Annotated in this window: 18 protein-coding genes and 1 pseudogene; 10 read left to right on the top strand and 9 right to left on the bottom strand. The window is 70.7% G+C overall.

Annotation, left to right across the window (positions count from 1 at the left end; genetic code table 11):
* Positions 1 to 90: 90 nt before the first annotated feature.
* The gene (locus ACYQ8Q_RS29705; RefSeq protein WP_460069043.1) at positions 91 to 462 is read right to left on the bottom strand and encodes a WhiB family transcriptional regulator; all 372 of its coding nucleotides are present in this window, start codon (positions 460 to 462) and stop codon (positions 91 to 93) included.
* Between the two features lie 105 nt (positions 463 to 567).
* Positions 568 to 1,257 carry a DUF1707 SHOCT-like domain-containing protein gene (locus ACYQ8Q_RS29700; RefSeq protein WP_460069040.1) on the bottom strand — a complete coding sequence of 230 codons (690 nt, stop codon included), beginning with the start codon at positions 1,255 to 1,257 and terminating at the stop codon, positions 568 to 570.
* Between the two features lie 159 nt (positions 1,258 to 1,416).
* On the opposite strand from ACYQ8Q_RS29700, the gene ACYQ8Q_RS29695 reads away from it, so the two are divergent.
* The 4 genes and pseudogenes from ACYQ8Q_RS29695 to ACYQ8Q_RS29680 all read left to right on the top strand — a co-directional run bounded on the left by ACYQ8Q_RS29695 (position 1,417) and on the right by ACYQ8Q_RS29680 (position 7,933).
* The gene (locus tag ACYQ8Q_RS29695) at positions 1,417 to 3,087 is read left to right on the top strand and encodes a fumarate hydratase (RefSeq protein WP_460069038.1); all 1,671 of its coding nucleotides are present in this window, start codon (positions 1,417 to 1,419) and stop codon (positions 3,085 to 3,087) included.
* A gap of 248 nt (positions 3,088 to 3,335) precedes the next feature.
* Positions 3,336 to 4,739 carry a class II fumarate hydratase gene (locus ACYQ8Q_RS29690; protein WP_460069036.1) on the top strand — a complete coding sequence of 468 codons (1,404 nt, stop codon included), beginning with the start codon at positions 3,336 to 3,338 and terminating at the stop codon, positions 4,737 to 4,739.
* Positions 4,740 to 4,811: 72 nt separating this feature from the next.
* Positions 4,812 to 5,504 (top strand): cytidylyl-2-hydroxypropylphosphonate hydrolase, encoded by a 693-nt coding sequence (gene fomD, locus ACYQ8Q_RS29685; RefSeq protein WP_460069034.1) that lies wholly within the window; start codon positions 4,812 to 4,814, stop codon positions 5,502 to 5,504.
* A 325-nt stretch (positions 5,505 to 5,829) separates the two neighbouring features.
* Positions 5,830 to 7,933 (top strand): annotated as a pseudogene (locus tag ACYQ8Q_RS29680) (SpoIIE family protein phosphatase).
* A gap of 67 nt (positions 7,934 to 8,000) precedes the next feature.
* Here the strand turns inward: ACYQ8Q_RS29680 and ACYQ8Q_RS29675 are convergent.
* Positions 8,001 to 10,478 (bottom strand): transglycosylase domain-containing protein, encoded by a 2,478-nt coding sequence (locus ACYQ8Q_RS29675; RefSeq protein WP_460069031.1) that lies wholly within the window; start codon positions 10,476 to 10,478, stop codon positions 8,001 to 8,003.
* A gap of 290 nt (positions 10,479 to 10,768) precedes the next feature.
* On the opposite strand from ACYQ8Q_RS29675, the gene ACYQ8Q_RS29670 reads away from it, so the two are divergent.
* The 5 genes from ACYQ8Q_RS29670 (at position 10,769) to ACYQ8Q_RS29650 (ending at position 15,628) form a co-directional block, all read left to right on the top strand.
* Complete coding sequence (locus tag ACYQ8Q_RS29670) at positions 10,769 to 11,668, top strand: SPFH domain-containing protein (RefSeq protein ID WP_460069030.1); 900 nt, start codon at positions 10,769 to 10,771, stop codon at positions 11,666 to 11,668.
* On the top strand, positions 11,665 to 11,919 hold the full coding sequence (locus ACYQ8Q_RS29665) for a type II toxin-antitoxin system antitoxin (RefSeq protein WP_460069027.1): 255 nt from the start codon (positions 11,665 to 11,667) through the stop codon (positions 11,917 to 11,919). Before ACYQ8Q_RS29670 ends, ACYQ8Q_RS29665 begins: the two co-directional genes overlap by 4 nt.
* 177 nt (positions 11,920 to 12,096) lie before the next feature.
* Positions 12,097 to 12,621: a PadR family transcriptional regulator gene (locus tag ACYQ8Q_RS29660; RefSeq protein ID WP_358999571.1), complete on the top strand. Its 525-nt coding sequence runs from the start codon at positions 12,097 to 12,099 to the stop codon at positions 12,619 to 12,621.
* Complete coding sequence (locus ACYQ8Q_RS29655; RefSeq protein ID WP_460069025.1) at positions 12,618 to 13,307, top strand: ABC transporter ATP-binding protein; 690 nt, start codon at positions 12,618 to 12,620, stop codon at positions 13,305 to 13,307. The genes ACYQ8Q_RS29660 and ACYQ8Q_RS29655 overlap by 4 nt, the downstream gene beginning before the upstream one ends.
* Positions 13,304 to 15,628: an ABC transporter permease gene (locus ACYQ8Q_RS29650; protein WP_460069023.1), complete on the top strand. Its 2,325-nt coding sequence runs from the start codon at positions 13,304 to 13,306 to the stop codon at positions 15,626 to 15,628. The genes ACYQ8Q_RS29655 and ACYQ8Q_RS29650 overlap by 4 nt, the downstream gene beginning before the upstream one ends.
* Positions 15,629 to 15,688: 60 nt before the next feature.
* Here the strand turns inward: ACYQ8Q_RS29650 and ACYQ8Q_RS29645 are convergent, their stop codons facing one another.
* From ACYQ8Q_RS29645 to ACYQ8Q_RS29635, 3 genes are all read right to left on the bottom strand, one after another.
* Positions 15,689 to 16,117: a hypothetical protein gene (locus tag ACYQ8Q_RS29645; protein WP_067248480.1), complete on the bottom strand. Its 429-nt coding sequence runs from the start codon at positions 16,115 to 16,117 to the stop codon at positions 15,689 to 15,691.
* Positions 16,118 to 16,121: 4 nt separating this feature from the next.
* Positions 16,122 to 16,508, bottom strand: coding sequence for a roadblock/LC7 domain-containing protein (locus tag ACYQ8Q_RS29640; protein WP_358999579.1), 387 nt, complete (start codon positions 16,506 to 16,508; stop codon positions 16,122 to 16,124).
* Between the two features lie 146 nt (positions 16,509 to 16,654).
* Positions 16,655 to 17,575, bottom strand: a complete 921-nt coding sequence (locus ACYQ8Q_RS29635; RefSeq protein ID WP_460069021.1) for a MarR family transcriptional regulator — start codon at positions 17,573 to 17,575, stop codon at positions 16,655 to 16,657.
* Positions 17,576 to 17,769: 194 nt separating this feature from the next.
* Between ACYQ8Q_RS29635 and ACYQ8Q_RS29630 the strand changes: the two genes are divergently transcribed.
* A complete protein-coding gene (locus tag ACYQ8Q_RS29630) occupies positions 17,770 to 18,303 on the top strand; it encodes a carboxymuconolactone decarboxylase family protein (RefSeq protein WP_460069019.1) in 534 nt (177 codons plus the stop codon).
* 595 nt (positions 18,304 to 18,898) lie between these two features.
* On the opposite strand, the gene ACYQ8Q_RS29625 is transcribed toward ACYQ8Q_RS29630, so the two are convergent.
* From ACYQ8Q_RS29625 to ACYQ8Q_RS29615, 3 genes are all read right to left on the bottom strand, one after another.
* Entirely contained in the window at positions 18,899 to 20,251 is a 1,353-nt protein-coding gene (locus tag ACYQ8Q_RS29625; protein ID WP_460069017.1) for an AI-2E family transporter, read from the bottom strand.
* 122 nt (positions 20,252 to 20,373) lie between these two features.
* On the bottom strand, positions 20,374 to 21,087 hold the full coding sequence (locus ACYQ8Q_RS29620) for an aggregation-promoting factor C-terminal-like domain-containing protein (RefSeq protein ID WP_460069015.1): 714 nt from the start codon (positions 21,085 to 21,087) through the stop codon (positions 20,374 to 20,376).
* A gap of 63 nt (positions 21,088 to 21,150) precedes the next feature.
* The gene (locus ACYQ8Q_RS29615; protein ID WP_358999593.1) at positions 21,151 to 21,828 is read right to left on the bottom strand and encodes an aggregation-promoting factor C-terminal-like domain-containing protein; all 678 of its coding nucleotides are present in this window, start codon (positions 21,826 to 21,828) and stop codon (positions 21,151 to 21,153) included.
* Between the last annotated feature and the right edge of the window lie 160 nt (positions 21,829 to 21,988).

Below are 21,988 nucleotides of genomic sequence, written 5' to 3'. Positions count from 1 at the left end.
ACACAGCCCCGCGCCCCTAAAAGCCAAAAGCACAACGTCAGTGGGCGCCCCCGGTGCGGAGGGGGCGCCCACGTCGGCGTAAGCGAGAGGCTAGCCCGCCTGCGCTATGCGGCCCGCCGATCTGGCCGCCTTCTTCAGTTCCATGTCGCGGCGGCGGCGCCGGGCCAGGACGACCCGGCGTTCGGCGGCGGTGAGGCCGCCCCAGACGCCGTAGGGCTCGGGCTGGAGCAGAGCGTGCTCCCGGCACTCCACCATGACGGGACAGCGGGCGCAGACCCGCTTCGCGGCCTCTTCGCGGGAGAGGCGGGCGGCGGTGGGTTCCTTGGAGGGAGCGAAGAACAGGCCGGCCTCGTCACGCCGGCACACCGCCTCGGTGTGCCAGGGAGCATCTTGGTCGCGCGCTGGCACCCGCGGGGCCGGAACGGCGGCGACCTGCAGGGACGAATGCGGCGGTTGCAGCACGGGTCTACTCCTGACGACGGCTTCGCGAGCGAGAGACGATGCAGCAAGGCCTACCCGCTGTGCGCGCGCCTATGCACTGCGTCCCGAACCGCTGATTCACCACCGTCAATGACCCAGGTGTTTGCGCAAACCCTTGTCGACCTTGCGCTGCACGCGATCGAGGATGTCCGCGACGAGTCTGCCGCGCTTCGGCCGGCCCTCGATGTTGCCGAGCACCGCCCAGCCGTCGACGTAGACCACGGGGGCGTCGGGCTCGGGCGAGTCGAGGGCGTCCACCTCGAAGTTGCCGAGGACTCCGCCGCCGGTGCCGCGCAGCGACACGTTCTCCGGGACGTACACCTCGACGTTGCCGAAGACGGACCAGGCCTTGATCATGACCTGCTGGTACTCGAAGAGGGCCTCGCTGAGATCGATCTCGACGGTGCCGAAGATCGCGTACGCATGGATACGGCGGCCCGCGCGCCATCGGCCCCGGCGGCTGGCGCTGCTGAACACCGCGATCACGTTGTCGTCGGGGTCGGCCGGGATCGCGCCGCGGTCGGGGTGGCTCGGGGCGCCGCCGGGGGCCGTACGGCGGGCGTGGGCGGCGGGCAGGTCCTGGATGAAGACCTCCAGTTCACCGACCGTCTTGGCGGCCAGCACGCCCTCCACGCGCTCGGCGTGCTCGTCGGCGGTCAGCCGGCCCTCAGCCAGGGCCTCGCGCAGGATGTCGGCGACGCGGTCGCGGTCGGCGTCCGAGGCGCGCAGCCGGGTGGGCGGTGTGGGGGCGGCAGCGGTCTGCTTCTGAAGGTCCACGGGACCAGCCTACCCAAACACGATAGATCGCGATAGCCCCCGTTCGGCCGGGTCGAACTGAGCCTTACCTCACAAGCTCCGTGTCGGAGGCAGGTTCTACGCTGGTGAGGCCCGCCAGTGTCGGCGGGCCGCCGTCTGCAGAGTGAGGAATGGGCTGCGATGCCTGAGTTCGCGTACACCGATCTGCTCCCCATGGGAGAGGACACCACCCCGTACCGGCTGGTGACCTCCGAGGGTGTCTCCACCTTCGAGGCCGACGGGCGGACGTTCCTCAAGGTGGAGCCGGAGGCGCTGCGCAAGCTCGCCGCGGAGGCCATTCACGACATCCAGCACTACCTGCGGCCGGCGCACCTCGCCCAGCTGCGGCGGATCATCGACGACCCCGAGGCCTCGGGCAACGACAAGTTCGTCGCGCTGGACCTGCTGAAGAACGCGAACATCGCGGCGGCGGGCGTCCTGCCGATGTGCCAGGACACCGGCACGGCGATCGTCATGGGCAAGCGCGGCCAGAACGTGCTGACCTCGGGCCGCGACGAAGAGGCCCTCAGCCGGGGCATCTACGACGCGTACACCAAGCTCAACCTGCGGTACTCGCAGATGGCCCCGCTGACCATGTGGGACGAGAAGAACACCGGCTCCAACCTCCCGGCCCAGATCGAGCTGTACGCCACCGACGGCGGCGCGTACAAGTTCCTGTTCATGGCCAAGGGCGGCGGCAGCGCCAACAAGAGCTTCCTCTACCAGGAGACGAAGGCCGTCCTCAACGAGGCCTCCATGATGAAGTTCCTGGAGGAGAAGATCCGCTCGCTGGGTACGGCCGCCTGCCCGCCGTACCACCTGGCGATCGTCGTCGGCGGCACGTCCGCGGAGTACGCGCTGAAGACCGCGAAGTACGCCTCCGCGCACTACCTGGACGAGATCCCGGCGGAGGGCTCGGAGCTCGGTCACGGCTTCCGCGACAAGGAGCTGGAGGAGAAGGTCTTCGAACTGACGCAGCGGATCGGCATCGGCGCGCAGTTCGGCGGCAAGTACTTCTGCCACGACGTGCGCGTGGTGCGGCTGCCCCGGCACGGCGCGTCCTGCCCGGTGGCCATCGCGGTGTCCTGCTCCGCCGACCGCCAGGCCGTCGCGAAGATCACCGCCGAGGGCGTCTTCCTGGAGCAGCTGGAGACCGACCCGGCGCGGTTCCTGCCGGAGACGACGGACGAGCACCTCGACTCCGCCGACGAGGACGTGGTCCGCATCGACCTCAACCAGCCGATGGACGACATCCTCGCCGAGCTGACGAGGTACCCGGTGAAGACCCGGCTCTCCCTGTCCGGCCCGCTGGTCGTGGCCCGGGACATCGCGCACGCCAAGATCAAGGAGCGGCTGGACGCGGGCGAGGAGATGCCGCAGTACCTCAAGGACCACCCGGTGTACTACGCGGGCCCGGCCAAGACCCCCGAGGGCTACGCGTCCGGTTCCTTCGGCCCGACGACGGCGGGCCGCATGGACTCCTACGTCGAGCAGTTCCAGGCCGCCGGCGGCTCCAAGGTGATGCTGGCCAAGGGCAACCGCTCCCAGCAGGTCACCGACGCCTGCGGCAGCCACGGCGGCTTCTACCTCGGCTCCATCGGCGGGCCCGCCGCCCGTCTCGCCCAGGACTGCATCAAGAAGGTCGAGGTCGTCGAGTACGAGGAGCTCGGCATGGAGGCGGTCTGGAAGATCGAGGTCGAGGACTTCCCCGCCTTCATCGTCGTCGACGACAAGGGCAACGACTTCTTCAAGGACCCGGCGCCGGCGCCCACGTTCACGACCATTCCGGTGCGGGGGCCCGGGCTGGCGTAGTGCCTCTGGTGCGGCGGGGGACGGAACTCGCCCCCGCCGCCCCTACCCGTCCCATCCCCAGGGGCTGCCGCCCCTTCGACCCCCGCCAGGGGCTCCGCCCCCGGACCCCGCTGGGGGCTGTGCCCCCAGGCCCCCCTTCGGCCCTGAAAGGGCCTCGTCCTCAAACGCCGGACGGGCTGAAGCGCGCCTCGCCTCCACGGGAACAGCGAGCCCGTCCGCGATGCTGTCCCCTGTGGAGGTGATCGTCGATGGCCGACGAGCAGGACAAGGGCGGATACCGCATCGAGCACGACTCCATGGGTGAGGTGCGGGTGCCCGCGGCCGCCAAGTGGCGGGCGCAGACGCAGCGGGCCGTGGAGAACTTCCCCGTGTCCGGGCAGCGGATCGAGCGGGCGCACATCGAGGCGCTGGCGCGGATCAAGGGGGCCGCCGCGCAGGTGAACGCCGAACTCGGGGTGCTCGACAAGGAGATCGCCGAGGCGATCCGGGACGCGGCCGGTGAGGTGGCCGAGGGGCGGTGGGACGAACACTTCCCCGTCGACGTCTTCCAGACGGGGTCCGGGACGTCGTCGAACATGAACGCCAACGAGGTCATCGCCACGCTGGCGAGCGAGCGGCTCGGCCGGGACGTCCACCCCAACGACCACGTCAACGCCTCGCAGTCCTCGAACGACGTGTTCCCCTCCTCGATCCACATCGCCGCCACCGCCGCCGTCACCCGGGACCTGATCCCGGCCCTGGAACATCTCGCCGAGGCGCTCGGCCGCAAGGCCGGGGAGTTCGCGGACGTCGTGAAGTCCGGGCGGACCCATCTGATGGACGCCACGCCCGTGACGCTGGGGCAGGAGTTCGGGGGATACGCCGCCCAGGTGCGGTACGGCGTGGAGCGGCTGCGCGCCTCCCTCCCCCGGCTCGCCGAGCTGCCCCTCGGCGGGACCGCCGTCGGGACCGGGATCAACACCCCGCCCGGCTTCTCCGCCGCCGTCATCGAGGAGGTCGCACGGGCCACCGGACTGCCGCTGACCGAGGCCCGCGACCACTTCGAGGCGCAGGGCGCCCGGGACGGGATCGTCGAGACGAGCGGGCAGCTGCGCACCGTCGCCGTGTCCCTGACGAAGATCGCCAATGATCTGCGGTGGATGGCCTCGGGGCCGAGGACGGGGCTCGCGGAGATCTCGCTGCCCGACCTCCAGCCCGGCTCCTCGATCATGCCCGGCAAGGTGAACCCGGTCGTCCCGGAGGCCGTGCTGATGGTCGCCGCGCAGGTCATGGGCAACGACACCACCGTCGCCGCCGCCGGAGCGGCCGGCAACTTCGAGCTCAACGTCATGCTCCCGGTCATCGCCAAGAACGTGCTGGAGTCGATCCGGCTGCTGGCGAACGTCTCGCGGCTGCTCGCCGACCGGACCGTGGACGGGATCGTCGCGCACCGGGAACGCGCCCGCGAGTACGCCGAGTCCTCACCGTCCGTCGTCACCCCGCTCAACCAGTACATCGGCTACGAGGAGGCCGCCAAGGTCGCCAAGCAGGCCCTCGCGCAGCGCAGGACGATCCGCGAGGTCGTCCTCGAAAGCGGGTATGTGGAGCGCGGCATGCTGACGGTCGAACAGCTCGACGAGGCCCTGGATGTCCTGCGGATGACGCGCCCGTAACCTTTCCCGGCGGCGCGCAGAACCGTGACGCGCGCCGCAGCGTCGTATGCCCATGGCACCTAATATCTGTGCATGGCAGACGGTGGAGCGGTGAGACGCGTGGAAACAGGTGGTACGGCGGCGTTCTGGGCGCCCGGGGACCGGATCCTGTGGCGCTACCGGGAGAACGGCGGCCCGGGCTTCCACATCGCCCGCCCGGTCACCGTGGTCCGTGACGACGAGGAGCTGCTCGCGGTCTGGCTGGCGCCCGGCACACAGGTCGTCAAGCCCGTGCTCGCCGACGGCACCCCGCTGCACCAGGAGCCGCTGCCGACGCGCTACACCAAGCCCCGCACCGTCCAGCTCGACCGCTGGTTCGGCACCGGCGTGCTGAAACTGGCCCGGCCCGGCGAGCCCTGGTCCGTGTGGCTGTTCTGGGAACCGGGCTGGCAGTTCAAGAACTGGTACGTCAACCTGGAGGAGCCGCTGGCCCGTTGGGGCGGCGGAGTGGACTCCGAGGATCACTTTCTGGACATCTGCGTGTACCCCGATCGCAGTTGGGGCTGGCGTGACGAGGACGAGTTCGCGCAGGCCCAGCAGGACGGACTGATGGACGCCGCCGTCGCCGAGCGGGCGCGGGAGGCGGGCCGAGCGGCGATGGAGGTGATCCAGGCCTGGGAGGCTCCGTTCAACAAGGGCTGGCAGCACTGGCGCCCGGATCCCTCCTGGGCCGTACCGTTGCTTCCGGAGGACTGGGACCGAGTCCCGGCGCACGTGTCCACATGAGACCCTTGCTGCGCCCCCGGGCAGGAAACGTAGGATCGTCCTCCGCAACACCATCGAACAGCAACTCCCGGGGCCGACACCGGGTCTGACCGAACGTCACCGAGGGGCGGCAGGACGTGAGCGAGGGGTACGAGGGCAACACCGGCGGGGCCGTGAGGACGGACGGCGCCCGCTGCCGGAGCCGCGCCCGGTCCTCCGGTGGCACAGGAACAGCCTCTGACCACGCGGGAATTCCGTTCCGGGGACAGGTATTCCGGGTATCGGGTTTTCTGCGGGACCAACTGTGTGCGCGCCGCGCAGCCCCGGACGGACGGATTCGACACGCGTGACGGAGCAGCCCACCAGCTACGAACGCCCCCAGGGCGTCGACCCCACGGAAGCCCGCGGGGCGCTCCTGCATACCCAGGCCCCGGACGCCTCGGACGCCTTACCTCCCGCCGCCTCCCAGGGCCGCGCGGAGGACGGCCCTGGCACCACCGCGTCATGTGCCACCAGCGGGAAGGGCAGCAAGGGAAACAAGAGTGCCCAGGGAACGGAGCCGGCCGGTTCACAGGCCGAGCACTCACAGCCGGCGGCCGGAGCCGAACCCGACAGCCACCGGCCACGTCCGGCGCCCGAGTCGATCCCGGCCCAGCCGGGCGGTGACATGCGCGCCGAACGCCGTACGGGGCAAGGGGTGACGCCCGGGCGGCCCACGCCGATGCGCCGGGACGGGGACCGGTTGCGTTTCGTCGGCGCCGCGACCCGGCGGATCGCCCGCGGTCTGGACCTCGACGAGATCGTGATGGGGCTGTGCCGGGCCACCGTGCCGACCTTCTCCGACGCGATCCTCGTCTATCTGCGCGACCCGCTGCCGGTCGGCGACGAGCGGCCGGTGGCCGACCGCGTCATGCTGCGGCTGCGGCGCACCGACCGCATCCCGGAGGAGCGCGACACCGAGACCGGCTTCGCCGCGCTCGCCCTGCCGCCGCCGGAACCCTCGGAGCTGAGCGCCGAGTTGTCCTCCGCGATCGCCGAACTGTGCGAGGTACGGCCCGGCGGGGCGCTCGCGGAGGTGCTGCGCGGGGTGCGCCCGGTGTTCGCGGACAGCCCGGCCGCCCGTGCCGCGCTGCCCGAACTCCTGGGCGAGGACAGCACCCTGGTCGTCCCGGGCGGCCAGCGGGCCATCCTGGCCCCGCTCAGGGGCCGGCGCCGGGTGATCGGCGCGGCGGTCTTCCTGCGCCGCCCGGAGCGCTTCCCGTTCGAGAACGACGACCTGCTGGTCGCGGCCCAGCTCGCCACGCACAGCGCGCTCGGCATCGACAAGGCGGTGCTGTACGACCGTGAGGCGTACATCGCCGACGAGCTCCAGCGCACCATGCTCCCGGAGCATCTGCCCCGGCCCACGGGCGTACGGCTCGCCTCGCGCTATCTGCCGGCGGCCGAGACCGCACGGGTCGGCGGTGACTGGTACGACGCGATCCCGCTGCCCGGCAGCCGGGTGGCGCTGGTCGTGGGCGATGTCATGGGGCATTCGATGACCTCGGCCGCGATCATGGGTCAGCTGCGGACCACCGCACAGACCCTCGCGGGCCTGGACCTGCCTCCGCAGGAGGTCCTGCACCATCTCGACGAGCAGGCCCAGCGGCTCGGCTCCGACCGCATGGCGACCTGCCTGTACGCCGTCTACGACCCCGTATCGCACCGCATCACCATCGCCAACGCCGGCCATCCGCCGCCGGTCCTGCTGCATCTGGGCGGCCGGGCCGAGGTGCTGCGGGTGCCGCCGGGGGGCGCCGATCGGCGTGGGCGGGGTCGACTTCGAGGCGGTGGAGCTGGACGCACCGGCCGGGGCGACGCTGCTGCTGTACACCGACGGCCTGGTGGAGTCCCGGCTGCGGGACGTGGCGACCGGGATAGAGCAGCTGCGGGAGAAGCTGGCCGCGACCGCTCAGCTCACGGGGCCCGATCATCCGCCGCCGCTGGAGGCGCTGTGCGACGAGGTGCTCGACATGCTCGGGCCGGGCGACCGGGACGACGACATCGCGCTGCTCGCCGCCCGCTTCGACGGGATCGCGCCGAGCGATGTGGCGTACTGGTTCCTGGAGCCCGAGGACGCGGCGCCGGGCCGTGCCCGGCGGCTGGCCCGGCGGGCGCTGTCGCGGTGGGGCATGGAGGATCTGACCGACTCCGTGGAGCTGCTGGTGAGCGAGGTGGTCACCAACGCGGTGCGGTACGCCTCCCGGCCGGTCACCTTGAGGCTGCTGCGGACCGATGTGCTGCGGTGCGAGGTCGGCGACGATGTGCCGCAGTTGCCACGGCTGCGGCAGGCTCGGGCCACCGATGAGGGTGGGCGGGGGCTGTATCTGGTCAACCGGCTGGCTCGGCGGTGGGGGGCGACTCGGCTCAGCACCGGCAAGGTGGTGTGGTTCGAGTTGAATCGTTCGTAGTCCCGCCCCTGAAAGACACAAGCGAGAGGGCGCCCGGTGATCACCGGGCGCCCTCTCTTTCATGTGCCTACTGGCCGTCGCCGCTCAACGGGTCCGTTGGATTGGTCGGGTCCACTGTCGGCTCTTCCGTGGACGGTTCTGTCGTGGTGTTGCCCGTGGGTTCGTTGGTCGTCGGTGTGTTCGTGGGGGTGTTGTTCGGTGTCGTCGGCGTGTTCGTGGGCGTGCTCGTCGGAGTGTTCTGGGCCGTGGGCGTGGGGGAGGCCGTCGGGCTCGACGAGGCGGACGCGGTCGGGGACGGGGACGCCGTCTGGACCGCCGCGCCCTGCTCGGTCTCCAGGTCGAACTTGGTGACCTTGGTGGAGACGCCGAAGGTGTACGCCGCCCAGATCTGCGCCGGGAAGCCACCACCGTTGATCCGGCCCGCGACCGTGGTCAGGCCCGTCGTCGCACCGGTCAGGCTGACCTGGGCGCCCGTCTTGGCCTTCTCACCGAACAGGCCGACCGAGGTCACCAGGTCGGGCGTGTAGCCGGTGAACCAGGCCGACTTGTTGTTGTCGGAGGTACCCGTCTTGCCGGCCACCTTCTGGCCCTTGCGCAGCGGGTTGTCCCGTACGGACCTCTTGGCCGTACCGTCGTCGACCACACCGGTGAGCACCGAGGTGACGGAGTCGGCGGCCTCACGGTCGATGACCTGGTCGCCGATGGGGTCGGTGTGCTTGAAGGACGGGTAGGTGCTGTTCGTAGCCGACTTGATCAGCGCCGGGGTGACCTTCTTGCCGTGGTTGTCGAGCGTGGCGTAGACGCCGGCCATCTGGAGGGGGCTCGCGCCCATGGTGCCGAGGGTCTGGGCCGGCACCGCCTTCAGGTCCTTGGTGTCCATGCCGAGGTCGTCGGCTACCTTCAGCACCTTGTCCATGCCGACGTCGACACCCATCTGAGCGAAGACGGAGTTGATGGACTTGTTCAGCGCCGTCTGGACGGTGACGTCGCCGTAGTCCTGGTCGTCCTCGTTCTCCGGGGCGAAGCCGATGTCGCTGCCGACGACCGGGCGCTTGCTGGTGCCGTCGTAGAGCGTGTTGGCGGTGATCTCGTCGCCGTCCTGCGTCTTGGCGTTCTCGTCGAAGGCCGCGGCGAGGATCACCGGCTTGAAGGTGGAGGCGGGCTGGTAGTCGGTGCGGGTGGCGTTGTTGACGTAGTGCTCGGTGTAGCCCTTGCCGCCGTACATCGCCACCACGGCGCCCGTCTTCGGGTCCACCGAGACCGCGCCGGCCTGGACGTCGCCGTCGACCGAGCGCTTCTTCGCGTCGAGCTTGCTGGTGAGCTGTTCCTTGACCGCCGTCTCCAGCGCCTTCTGCTTCTTCTTGTCGATGTTGAGTTCGATGTTCCAGCCGCCCTTCTTGATCAGGGCGGTGGCGGACTCGAAGTCGTCGGCGATCCCCGTGGCGACGAGCTGGTTGGCCAGTTCGATGTTGGCCGCGGCCACCAGGTAGCCGGTCTGGCCCTCCTGACCGGGCGCGGCCTTGGGCGCCAGGGGCTCCGGGAACGTCATCTCCTCGCGCTCGCTCTTGTCGAGCCAGTCCTGCTCGACCATGTTGTCGAGGACGTAGTTCCAGCGGGCCTTGACCAGGCGCTTGCCGGTGTCGGTGGCGACGGCCCAGTCGTACTGGCTCGGGGCCTGGAGCAGGGCCGCGAGGTAGGCGCCCTGCTCGACGGTGAGCTTGTTGGCGTCGACGCGGTAGTAGGCCTGGGCGGCGGCCTGGATGCCGTAGGCGCCGCGGCCGTAGTAGCTGGTGTTGATGTAACCGGCCAGGATGTAGTTCTTGTCCTTCTCCCGGTCCAGCTTGAGCGAGATGATCAGTTCCTTCAGCTTGCGCGTGACGGTCTGTTCCTGGCTCAGGTAGTAGTTCTTGACGTACTGCTGGGTGATCGTCGAACCGCCCTGCGCGCCCTTGCCCATGAGGGTGTTGAGGATGCCTCGGGTGGTGCCCTTCAGGTCGACGCCGGAGTCGTTGTAGAAGGTCTTGTTCTCGGCGGCGACGAAGGTGTGCTGGACGGCCTTGGGGACCTTGGAGAGGTCGACGTTCTCACGGTTGACGTCTCCGTCGCGGGTGGCGATCGAGCCGTCCTTGTACTTGTAGACGTTGCTCTGGAGCTTGGCGTCGGGGTTGCCCGCGGGGATCGGCGTGCTGACGTACAGCCAGACAAGAGCACCGATCACGGCCGTGGTCATGAGGAGGAACGCGCCGAGGATCTTCTTCCAGGTGAAGATCCTGCGTATGAGGCTCTTGTCCTTCTTGCCGCCCTTGCCGCCCTTGACCCCCCGGCCGCTCTTCTTCCCCGCGGCGGCCCTGCGCGCGGCCGCGCGGCCGCCGGGTGCGGGACCGCCGGTGTCGGGCGCCTCGGAAGTCTCGGGGGCTTCGGGGGCCTCCACGGCCGATCGCGACTCGCTGCGCGACGGCGGGGCCTCCCTCCGCGGGGAGCGGTTCTTGGGCGCCGCGCGACGGCCACCGCTCTGCCGCGCTCGTCTCTCGTCCGCTCGTCCCATGAGTCCGCTCGCTCCGCTTCGTACTCGGCAGTCACACCAGTGCCTGGAGGCAGGTCAGCTCAGAAAGCTAACACCGTCGGCTGTGTCGAAGAGGCCCCGGTCCGGCGTTCGGAGGGGGTGAGAATCAGCACCCCGCCGGGAAACCGGCACACCACGTCACCTCGTTCGACGACTGGAACGCGCCGGGGGTTGCCATCTGCTCATTAAGTGATATCACTTAGATAAGACAAGGCTAGCGTGGAGGGCGGTGCGAACCGGCTCACGCCTGCACGAAACGGGGGGAATCACCCATGCCCACAGAGAGTTCCTCGGTGAAGGAGTTCCCGGCCCACAGCGTGGGCGGCGCGCTCGCGCTGCTCGGCGGGCTGGTCGGCCTGCTGCTCGGGGGCGGGCTGATCGCCACCGGGGCCACGATGACCGCGACCGGCGCCAAGGCCGGGCTGATCGTCGGCGGCATCCTCATAGGCATCGCCGCGTTCCTGTCGATGTGCGGGCTGAACACGGTGGCGCCGGGCGAGGCACGCGTGGTGCAGCTCTTCGGGCGCTACCGGGGCACCATCCGCGAGGACGGGCTGCGCTGGGTGAACCCCTTCACCTCGCGGGAGAAGATCTCCACCCGGGTGCGCAACCACGAGACGGCCGTCCTGAAGGTCAACGACGCCTACGGCAACCCGATCGAGCTGGCCGCGGTCGTGGTGTGGCGGGTGCAGGACACCGCGCAGGCCGTCTTCGAGGTGGACGACTTCCTGGAGTTCGTCTCCACCCAGACCGAGGCGGCGGTCCGGCACATCGCGATCGAGTACCCCTATGACTCCCACGACGAGGGCGGGCTCTCGCTGCGCGGCAACGCCGAGGAGATCACCGAGAAGCTCGCGGCCGAGCTGCACGCGCGCGTGGAGGCGGCCGGTGTGCGGATCATCGAGTCCCGGTTCACGCATCTCGCGTACGCTCCCGAGATCGCCTCGGCGATGCTCCAGCGGCAGCAGGCGGGCGCGGTGGTCGCGGCGCGGCGGGAGATCGTGGACGGGGCCGTCGGCATGGTCGAGGCGGCGCTCACCCGGATAGCCGAGCAGGACATCGTGGAACTGGACGAGGAACGTAAGGCGGCGATGGTGTCCAACCTGATGGTGGTGCTGTGCGGGGACCGGGCGCCGCAGCCCGTGCTCAACACGGGGACCCTCTACCAGTGACGGTTCCCTCCGGGGGTTCGACCCCACCGGGCCGGCCGCAGCGCAAGCAGGTGCTGCTGCGGCTGGACCCCACGGTGTACGACGCGCTGGCGCGGTGGGCCGGGGACGAGCTGCGGTCCGCCAACGCGCAGATCGAGTTCCTGCTGCGGAGGGCCCTGAAGGAGGCGGGTCGACTGCCGGGGGAGGCTGGGCCCATCCCCCGGAGGGGGCGGCCCCCCGGGGGCTCCGCCCCCAGACCCCCGTCGGCCTGAAAGGCCTCGTCCTCAATCGCCGGACGGACCGGGGGTCGCCCGACCGGCCCCGAACGGGCGCCGGCGCTGTAGCAGAACAGTGACAATCGCCCCCCACCTGCGGTCTCCCACCCCCCGCCACCACCTCCGCACTCCGTGTATACACACCGCGTATACACCGCGTGTACAGTCCTCCGCATGTCCATCGGTCACACCCTCCTGGGACTCCTGGAGTCCGGGCCCCGTCACGGTTACGACCTGAAGCGGGCCTTCGACGAGAAGTTCGGTCACGACCGGCCGCTGCACTACGGCCAGGTCTACTCGACGATGTCGCGCCTGCTGAAGAACGGTCTCGTCGAGGTCGACGGCATCGAGGCCGGCGGCGGCCCCGAGCGCAAGCGGTACGCGATCACCGACGCCGGCATCACCGACGTCGAGCGCTGGCTCGCCACGCCGGAGAAACCCGAGCCGTACCTCCAGTCGACCCTCTACACGAAGGTCGTCCTCGCCCTGCTGACCGCGCGCGACGCGGCCGACATCCTCGACACCCAGCGGGCGGAGCATCTGCGCAGCATGCGCATCCTGACCGACCGCAAGCGCAAGGGCGATCTGGCGGACCAGCTGATCTGCGACCACGCCCTGTTCCATCTCGAGGCCGACCTGCGCTGGCTGGAGCTCGCCGCCGCGCGCCTCGACAAGCTGAAGGCCACGGTGACCGCATGAACGCTCCCGGGGGATCCCTGCTCGTCGCCGAGGACCTGAAGAAGGCGTACGGGCCGACCATGGCGCTGGACGGCGCCGAGTTCTCCATCCACCCCGGCGAGGTCGTCGCGGTGATGGGCCCGTCCGGGTCCGGCAAGTCGACGCTGCTGCACTGCCTCGCCGGCATCGTCACGCCCGACTCCGGTTCGATCCGGTACGACGGCCGGGACCTGGCGACGATGAGCGACGCACAGCGCAGCGCCCTGCGGCGTTCGGAGTTCGGGTTCGTGTTCCAGTTCGGGCAGCTGGTGCCGGAACTGACCTGTGTGGAGAACGTGGCGCTGCCGCTGCGGCTGAACGGCACCCAGCGCAAGCAGGCCGAGAAGACCGCGCTGTCCTGGATGGAGCGCCTCGAGGTCGACGGCCTCGCGAGGAAGCGGCCCGGGGAGGTCTCCGGCGGGCAGGGGCAGCGGGTGGCCGTGGCGCGCTCGCTGGTCACCAGCCCGCGGCTGATCTTCGCCGACGAGCCGACCGGCGCCCTGGACTCGCTCAACGGCGAGCGGGTGATGGAGCTGCTCACCGAGGCGGCCCGGTCGGCCAACGCGGCCGTGGTGCTGGTGACGCACGAGGCACGGGTGGCCGCCTACTCCGACCGCGAGATCGTCGTACGGGACGGGAAGTCGCGGGACATGGAGCGGGCCGTATGAACCTGCGCCAGTGGGCCCGGGATCTGGGCCTGGGAGTCCGGTTCGCCTTCGCGGGCGGACGGGAGGGGTGGGTCCGGGCCATGCTGACGGCGGTCGGTGTCGGGCTCGGTGTGGCACTGCTGATCCTGGCCGCCGCGCTGCCTGGGGTGATCGTCGAGCGGCACACGCGCGAACAGGCCCGTTCCGACTACACATACACGGCCGAGGAGCCTTCCCGCGCCGACAACACCGTGCTGATCGGGCAGACCGACACGACGTTCCGCTCGAAGGACGTGCGCGGCCGGCTGCTGGAGCCGGAGGGGCCGCGCGCCCCGCTGCCGCCCGGCGTCGACGCGTTCCCGGCGAAGGGCGAGATGGTCGTCTCTCCCGCGCTGAAGCGGCTGCTCGCCTCGGACGGCGCGAAGCTGCTGCGGGAGCGCGTGCCGTACCGGATCGTCGGGACCATCACGGACGGCGGTCTCATCGGCTCGCAGGAACTCGCCTACTACGCCGGCGCCAGCGGGCTGAACACCGACGACCCGGGCGTGAACCGGCTGACGCAGTTCGGGATGCGCGACCCGAATCCCGAGAAGGCCGACCCGGTGCTGGTGCTGCTGAGCGTCGTGATGATCACGATCCTGCTGATGCCGGTCGCGGTGTTCATCGCGGCGGCGGTGCGGTTCGGCGGCGAGCGGCGCGACCGGCGGCTCGCGGCGCTCCGGCTGGTGGGCGCCGACGGGTGGATGACCCGGCGGGTCGCGGCGGGCGAGGCGATGGCCGGCGCACTGCTCGGGCTGGTCCTCGGCACGGGGTTCTTCCTGATCGGAAGGCAGGTGGCGGGCTCCGCCGAGGTGCTGGGGATCAGTGTCTGGCCCAGCTACCTCAACCCCTCCCCCGCCCTCGCCACGCTGGTCGCGGTCGCGGTGCCGGCGGCCGCCGTGCTGGTCACCCTGCTCGCCCTGCGTGGCGTGGTGATCGAGCCGCTCGGCGTGGTGCGTTCGGCGAAGCCCACGCGGCGCCGGCTGTGGTGGCGGCTGCTGCTGCCGCTGGCCGGGCTCGCGATGCTCTACCCGATGATCGGCCAGGGCAACGACTCAGGGGACTTCAACCAGTACCTGGTGGTCGGTGGCGTCCTGCTGCTGCTGATCGGGGTGACCGCGATGCTGCCCTGGCTGGTGGAGCGGGTCGTGGCCCGGCTCGGCTCGGGCGGGGTCTCCTGGCAACTGGCGGTACGGCGGTTGCAGTTGAGCAGCGGTACGGCGGCCCGTATGGTCAACGGCATCGCGGTGGCGGTGGCCGGGGCGATCGCGCTGCAGATGCTGTTCGCCGGGGTCGACAACCACTACACCACGGCCAACAAGGAGGATCTCGCCCGGGCGCAGATGCAGGTGACCGTGTCCCAGGGCGTCTCCGTGACGGACACCGCCCGCCGGTTCGAGGACACCAAGGGCGTACGACGGGTCATCGCGCTGTGGGAGGGCTATGCCAGCGACACGTCCACGCGGTCCGACACCGATTCGGCCCGTGGCAGCGAGCTGGCCGTCGGCAGCTGCGCCGACCTGCGGGAGGTGGCGAAGCTGCCCTCCTGCAAGGACGGCGACATCTTCATGGCCGACGGCGCCGACTACTACTCCTCCGACGGGCCGCTGGTGAACAAGCCCGGCAAGAAACTGTACGTGAGCGACGGCGACACCGAGGTCACCTGGACGGTGCCGGCCGGCGTCCTGCACGCGACGTCGATGAAGGACCCGTCCGGCTCTCCGCGCGGCGGCTTCCTGATGACCCTGGGCGCGATGCCCCGGAACTTCGCCGGAGTGGTCTCCGGGGACCTCTACATCTCGATCGACCGCTCGGTGCCCGACTCCGTCGAGTACGCCCTCAACACCGCCGCCGCCGTGGACCCGCTGGCGAACACGACGATGTGGTCGGAGACCCGGACGAACAGGAAGTACGAGTCGATCCTCACCGGGCTGTACCTCGGCGCGATCTGTGTGCTGGCGCTGATCGGGGCCAGCCTGCTGGTCTCGCAGCTGGAGCAGTTGCGCGAGCGCCGCAAGCTGCTGTCGTCGCTGGTCGCCTTCGGTACCCGCAGGCGCACGCTGGGCCTGTCGGTGCTGTGGCAGACGGCGGTCCCGATCGGGCTCGGTCTGCTGCTGGCCTCGATGGTGGGGATCACGCTGGGCGCGGTGCTGCTGAAGATGACGGCCGTCCCGGTGAGCGTCGACTGGACGGGTGTCCTGTCCATGACGGGCGTCGGCGCGGGTGTCGTACTGCTGGTGACCCTGCTGAGCCTGCCGCCGCTGATCCGGCTGATGCGGCCGGACGGACTGCGCACGGAGTGACCGCGCACGGAGTGACCTGGAGGGCCCCTCGGATCCGCAGTCGAGGGGCCCTTCGGCCGTTCAGAGCTGGTACTCCCGCACCACCCTTCGCACCTGCGCGAACAGCATGCCCACGTTGACGGACTTGCGGCAGACGACCACCGCGACGACGTCCTGCTGCTCGGTCATCCTCACGAACAGGTGGGTGAGATTGTCGCTGTTGACGAGGATCTCCTGGAAGAAGTGGTTGTCGCTCTGGATGCCGCGCCGCTCCTTGAAGACGTCCTCGATCATGACGACCGTGCGGCCCTGGAACAGGTCGAGCGTCGCACCCGCCAGCAGGTCGAGGACCTCGGGCGGATGGTTGTCGACCGTCTCGTAGGAGAGCAGCATGCCGGTGGACATGTCGACGACGCCGGAGGCGACGCAGTCGGGGGCATCCGTGCGGAGTGACTTGACCAGGCCCATCACCTGATCGGAGAAACCGGGGGTCATACGCTTCGTCGCCATCCCTTCAGACTCCTTCGGCGGTTTTCTCGGTGAGGATCAGATCGATGCGGCGCAGGGCCGGCTGGGTCGCCCGGTGCAGGCGCTCCACATCCATCCCCTCGTCCCCGAGTACGACCATCAGCGCGGTGTCGCCGACGGCGTAGAACGCGGCGCAGCCATGGCTGCCGTAGGTCACCGTGCGGTGCAGGGCACCGCGGGCGGTCGCCTCGGAGGTACGGCGGGCGAGGCCGAGGCCGGCCGCGGCGAGGGCGGCGAGGCCCTCCGGGTCGATCGAGTCGGCCGTGTCGGCGGCGATGAGCAGCCCGTCGGCCGCGGCGAGGGCGGTGTCGGTGATTCCGGTCACCTGCTCGCGCAGACCGCGCATCTCCTGTGCGAGGGCTTTATGGTCCATGAGTGCAACTCCCCTGATTCTGATCGCATATGACCGTCGGATTTCTGTGGGGGTTTCGGCGTGGGGCTGTCAAAAGGTGAGTCCCTCGGTGGTTCCTTCGGTGATTCCCTCGGTGGTTCCTTCGGTGGTTCCCTCGGCGAGTTCCTCTATTTCGCCGTCGGATTGCGGAGCCGGAAGAATTCCTTCCAGCCGGTTCCGCCACCGTGGTTCTCGTCGGGTTCCGGGGCGAGGGCCTCGTTGATGCCGCTGGCGCCCGGGCGGCGGCGGGGCAGGGCGGCCGGCTCGGGAGGCGGTGCGTACGGCGGGACGGGGGCGGGCGGCGGGGGCGGGGCGGGTTCCCGGGGCCGTACGCCCTGGCCGCCGGGCGGCAGCCGCACCGGGATCGGCAGGGGTGTCTCCTCGCACTCCAGCAGCCCCTCCCCCAGCATCCGGGCCACCGCCACGGTGACGGTGTAGACCCCGCGCCCGGTGCGGAAGGCGAGGTCGCGGGCGGTGCGCCGGCCGTCGGCGTGGGTGAGCAGCTCACGCTGGATCGGGCCGAGGCGGTCGGCGGCGTAGGAGAGGGAGCCGGGCACCGGACGCTCCCGCTCGGGTCGTACCGGACACGGCATCGAGAGCAGCGCCGAGAACTTGCGGGCCGCCTCCTGGAGCAGCCTCGTGGGTGCCTCGCCGATGGTGACCGGGGCGGGCGGCGGGCCGGTCGCCGGACCGCGTTCGCAGCCGTCGACGCTGCCCGCGACGACCGCGAACGCGGCGTCCTGGAGGGCCATCGCGCAGACCACCCTGAGCTGGGCGGCGCCCGCGTAGCCGTGGGCGATCAGACCGGCGGCGGGCCAGCGGGCGCCCCCGGACTCGCGCACCAGCGCGGCCCAATCCTCGCCGGCGATCCGCCCGGAGCGCAGCAGCAGCGCCTCCGCGCCGGGTGCGCCCGGTGACTCGATCGCGGCGATCAGTCCGCCGTGGAGATGGAAAATGCCGCCGGGTGAACCCGCCACCCACAGCTCGCCCGTGAACCCGTCGCGTACGCACGCGGCAAGGTCGCGTGCCAGCAGCTCGTAGCCCGACATCACTCCCCTTGCCCTGTCGCACATACGCCTGACGCGTACCGCTGAGGGGGGAATGTCTATCAGCCCGGAGGTATGTCCCAGCCGGGGATTTGCTACCTGCCCCGACCTGACGGAAGTTGTCTTCTCGGATGATTTAAATATTCTTGTTCGGCGTTCATTTGACCGAACGCAGAGGAAGTGGGAGAAGGGGAGACATGTCGCTGGACGCGCTGAAGTCCGCCCTGCCGGACTACGCCGAGGACCTGCGGCGCAACCTGGACTCGGTCATCGGCGATACGGTCCTGCCGCCGCAGCAGCTCTGGGGCACGGTCCTGGCGACGGCGATCGCCGTCCGCTCCCCGATCGTGCTGCGCGCGCTGGGGCCGCTCGCCCGGGCGAACCTCTCGCCCCAGGCGTACACCGCCGCGAGGTCGGCGGCCGCCGAGATGGCGATGACGAACGTCTTCCACCGCACCCGGCATCTGCTGTCCGACCCCGGGTACGGCCGGCTGCGGGCGGGGCTGCGGACGAACGTCCTCGGCGACCCCGGGGTGGCCCGGGTGGACCACGAGCTGTGGAAGGTCGCCGTGTCCGCGATCAACGCGTGCGGGCTGTGTCTCGACGCGCACGAGCGGGCGCTGCGGGCGGCGGGGGTCGGACGTGAGGTGGTCCAGGAGGCATTCAAAATCGCGGCGGTCGTCCACGCGGTGGCAGTAACACTGGAGGCAGAATCCACCCTGAACGAGTAGCCCACCCCTCGCCCTCGGGCCCCGGCCCCGGCTCCCGCCTCTCGGGCATCAGCTCTCCGGCCCTCGCCCCCGGCCTCCGACTCCCGGTCTCGCCCCCGGTCTCCGGCCCTCGCCCTCAGCCTCCAGGTCTCCGGCCATCGCCCCCGGCCTCCGGCCCCGGCTCTCCGGCTTTCGCCTCTCGGCTTTCCGGCACTCGGCCCCGGTCTCCGACTCCCGGTCTCCTGCCCCGGCCTTCGCCTCCCGGCCCCCGGCCCCCAGCTCTTCCCCCCTCGCCCCCGGCCCCCAGCTCTCCGGCCATCGGACCCGGTCTCCGGCTCTCGGCTCTCGGCTCTCCGGCCCCGGCCCTCGCTTCCCGCCCGTCGGCTCCCGGCTCCGCCTCCCGCCTCTCCAGCCCCGGCCCCAAGCTCTCCAGCCCTCGCCTCCCGGCCCCCCCCAGCTCCCAGCTCTCCGGCCATCGGCCCCGGGCCCTGGTCTCCAGCCCCCAGCCCCCAGCCCCCGCCTCGCGCCTCACGCCGCTCAGCGCCGCCTCAGGCCCCAGCTTTCTCCAGTCCCGGCTTCCGGTTCCCAGCGGCGGGTTCCGGCCTCCGCTTGGGGCCTAGGGGGTCTTGTCCTCGGGTGGGGTTTTTGTGGGTGGGGCGACCGGGGCCGTGTCCATCGCCGTTGCCCCTCGCGGTCTCGGGGACGTCCGTAGGGCCGGCTCCTGGGCGTATGCCTTCAGATAGCCCACCACCGTGTTCGTGACCGCCACCAGCGGTACGGCGACCACCGCGCCGCCGATGCCGGCGACCAGGCCGCCGGAGGCCACCGCCAGCACCACCGCGAGCGGGTGGACGCGGACCGCCCGGCCGAGGATGAACGGCTGGAGGATGTGGCCCTCGATCTGCTGCACGGCGAGCACCACGGCGAGGGTCATCACGGCCGTGAACACGCCCTGGGTCACCAGCGCCACGACCACCGCCAGCGCGCCGGAGGCCACCGCGCCGACCAGCGGGATGAACGAGAACAGGAAGATGAACACGGCCAGCGGCACGGCCATCGGCACATCGAGGAAGTAGATGCCGAGGCCGATGAAGATGGCGTCGATGAGGGCCACCACGACCGTGCCCCGGACGTACGCCGTCAGCGTGGCCCAGGCCCGCGGGCCCGCGCCCGCCACGCCCGGGCGGGCGGCGGCCGGGACCAGCTTGAGGGTCCACTCCCAGATCCGCTTGCCGTCGTAGAGCAGGAAGAGCGTCGAGAAGAACGCCAGCAGGATGCCGGTGAGCGCCTCGACGACGACCGTGACGCCCTCCAGCCCCGCCGAGGTGATGGAGTCGGTGTTGGCGCCGATCGCCTCGCGCAGGTTCTTGGCGATGCCGTTGATCTGCTTGTCGGTGACGTGGAACGGGCTGTTGAGCAGCCAGCGGCGCAGATCCTCGATGCCGTCCTGGACCTGGTCGGAGAGGTTGTCGATGTTCTCCATGACCTGCCAGGTCACGAACCAGCCCATCAGGCCGATGACGACGAATCCCAGGATCGCGGTGAGGGCGGTCGCGGGTCCCCCGGGCACGCCCATGCGCTTGAGCCGGGCCACGGTGGGTTCGAGGAGAGCGGTCAGCAGCAGCGCGACCACGAAGGCCAGGACGACCAGTTGGACGGCGCTGATGACCTTGATCAGCACCCAGACGGTCCCGGCGAGCACCAGCAGCCGCCAGCCCGCCTCGGCGGCGACCCGGACGCCCCACGGCACGGCCTGTGCGGGATCGGGCCGCGGCAGGGGCGGGAAGGGCTCCTCGTGGGGCGTCACGGCGGTCGACAGCGCCGGCGGCTCCGGGTCCGGCGTCGGCTCCGGCTCGAACTCCTCGGTGACGCTCTCGCGCTCCACCTCGGCACGCCGCTCGTCGAGCCGCTCACCCATCTCGGTCAGTCCGGCGCCGAGCCGGCCGAGCCACCCTGGCACTCGCGACATGATCCGCCCTCTTCCCCCGGCTCTCCCCACCACTCCCCCTGGAGTCGTCGGCTCGTCGACCGTACAGGGCGATGGCCCCTCACCTAAGGACGGGGAGGGGCTGCGCGGGGTTGAGCGTCGGCTCAGTACGAGCCGTTGGCCTGCCAGTAGTCCCAGGCGTCGCAGGGGCTGCCGTACCGTTCGTTCATGTAGTTCAGGCCCCATTTGATCTGGGTCGCCGGGTTGGTGCGCCAGTCGGCGCCCGCGGACGACATCTTCGATCCCGGATAGGCCTGGACGAGACCGTAGGCGCCGGACGTGGGGTTGACGGCCTGGTAGTTCCAGGTGGACTCGTGGTTCACGATGTTGCTGAAGCACTGGAACTGTCCGGCGGGCACGATCTGACGTGCGATGGCCTGGACCTCGGCGACGGTGTACGACGCCTGCTGCGGGAAGCTCGCGGTGCTGCCGGAGGACGCGGTGGACTTGGTCTCCGCCTCGGCGCGTTCCTTGGCTTCCTCGGCTTCCTTCTCCGCCTCGGCCTTGGCGACGGCGGCCTTCTGCTTGGCCACGGCGTCCTTGGCCGCCTGCTTACGGGCGGATTCCTCCGCCTCCTTCTTGGCGGTGGTGTCCGCGGCGATGGCCTGCGTGGTGGCCTGCTGGTGCAGCGAGGCCGTCTGCACCTCGGCCTGTTGGCCTATCGGTAAGTCGGCGAGCAGCGTCGAACCGCTCGCCGTGGCCTGCGCGTCGTCACTGGACTGCGCGGTGTTCGCCTGGGCCACGCCCATGACGGCACCGACAGTGGTGACCGCGGTGGCCGAGGCCACCGCGAATCCCCGGGCCGAGTTCCGGCTCACACGAATTCCTTCGTTCGAGGTGAAAGTCGAGCTGAAAGGAGGTGCGGCCGGAGCCGCCCGGACTCAGTACCAGTGGTTGGCCTGCCAGAACGACCACGCCTCACAGGGGCTGCCGTACCGGCTGTTCATGTAGTTCAGGCCCCACTTGATCTGCGTGGCCGGGTTGGTCTGCCAGTCGGCGCCCGCGGAGGCGTACTTGCCGGCGGGCAGCGCCTGGAAGAGGCCGTAGGCGCCGGAGGAGGCGTTGACGGCGTGGTAGTTCCAGCTGGACTCGTGGTCCACGATGTTGCTGAAGCACTGGAACTGGCCGCTCGGCACCATCTGCGCGGCCATGGCCTGGATCTGCGCGACCGTGTAGGAGCTCTGCACCGGGAAGTCGGACGCGCTGCGGCTGGCCTTGGCCTTGGCCTCGGCGCGCTCCTTGGCCGCCTTCTCGGCGGCCTCCTTCTTCGCGACGGCGGTCTCGGCGGCAGCCTTGCGGGCCGCTGCCTCCGCTTCCTTCTTCGCGCCCTCGTCGGCGGCGATGGCCTGGTAGTTGGCCTGCTGCGCCACGGTGGCGGTCTGCACCTGGGCCTGCTGGCCGGCAGGGATGTCAGCGAGGAGCGTCGCGTCGCTCGCGGTCGCCTCAGCGTCGTTGTTCGGTGCTGCGATGCTGCCCGAGGCAACGCCGACAACGCTTCCGACGGCGGTGACCGCCGTGGCCGAGGCCACTGCGAATCCCCGGACCGAGATCCGGCTCACACGGTTTCCTTCCAGCAGCGCCCGCTTCGGTGACCCTGGCGGACGCGATCGTGCCCCTGACGCTGGCCTCCCCTCGATGGGTCACGGGAGACACGGGCCCGGTGGGCAACTCCCCGGAAGGGAGCGCCGTGTGGTGCTCGGGCGGCATACGGCGACGCTA

The sequence above is a fragment of the Streptomyces sp. YKOK-I1 genome, assembly GCF_054660435.1.
Note: the sequence above shows the minus strand (reverse complement) of the source record. Positions and strands in the feature narration are given on the sequence as shown.

Bases quoted from the DNA above. Each gene is read 5' to 3' on its own strand.
- ACYQ8Q_RS29695 (WP_460069038.1), top strand. From the start codon at position 1,417: ATGCCTGAGTTCGCGTACACCGATCTGCTCCCCATGGGAGAGGACACC.
- ACYQ8Q_RS29690 (WP_460069036.1), top strand. From the start codon at position 3,336: ATGGCCGACGAGCAGGACAAGGGCGGATACCGCATCGAGCACGACTCC.
- fomD (WP_460069034.1), top strand. From the start codon at position 4,812: ATGGCAGACGGTGGAGCGGTGAGACGCGTGGAAACAGGTGGTACGGCG.
- ACYQ8Q_RS29675 (WP_460069031.1), bottom strand. From the start codon at position 10,478: ATGGGACGAGCGGACGAGAGACGAGCGCGGCAGAGCGGTGGCCGTCGC.
- ACYQ8Q_RS29670 (WP_460069030.1), top strand. From the start codon at position 10,769: ATGCCCACAGAGAGTTCCTCGGTGAAGGAGTTCCCGGCCCACAGCGTG.
- ACYQ8Q_RS29660 (WP_358999571.1), top strand. From the start codon at position 12,097: ATGTCCATCGGTCACACCCTCCTGGGACTCCTGGAGTCCGGGCCCCGT.
- ACYQ8Q_RS29655 (WP_460069025.1), top strand. From the start codon at position 12,618: ATGAACGCTCCCGGGGGATCCCTGCTCGTCGCCGAGGACCTGAAGAAG.
- ACYQ8Q_RS29650 (WP_460069023.1), top strand. From the start codon at position 13,304: ATGAACCTGCGCCAGTGGGCCCGGGATCTGGGCCTGGGAGTCCGGTTC.
- ACYQ8Q_RS29645 (WP_067248480.1), bottom strand. From the start codon at position 16,117: ATGGCGACGAAGCGTATGACCCCCGGTTTCTCCGATCAGGTGATGGGC.
- ACYQ8Q_RS29640 (WP_358999579.1), bottom strand. From the start codon at position 16,508: ATGGACCATAAAGCCCTCGCACAGGAGATGCGCGGTCTGCGCGAGCAG.
- ACYQ8Q_RS29635 (WP_460069021.1), bottom strand. From the start codon at position 17,575: ATGTCGGGCTACGAGCTGCTGGCACGCGACCTTGCCGCGTGCGTACGC.
- ACYQ8Q_RS29630 (WP_460069019.1), top strand. From the start codon at position 17,770: ATGTCGCTGGACGCGCTGAAGTCCGCCCTGCCGGACTACGCCGAGGAC.
- ACYQ8Q_RS29625 (WP_460069017.1), bottom strand. From the start codon at position 20,251: ATGTCGCGAGTGCCAGGGTGGCTCGGCCGGCTCGGCGCCGGACTGACC.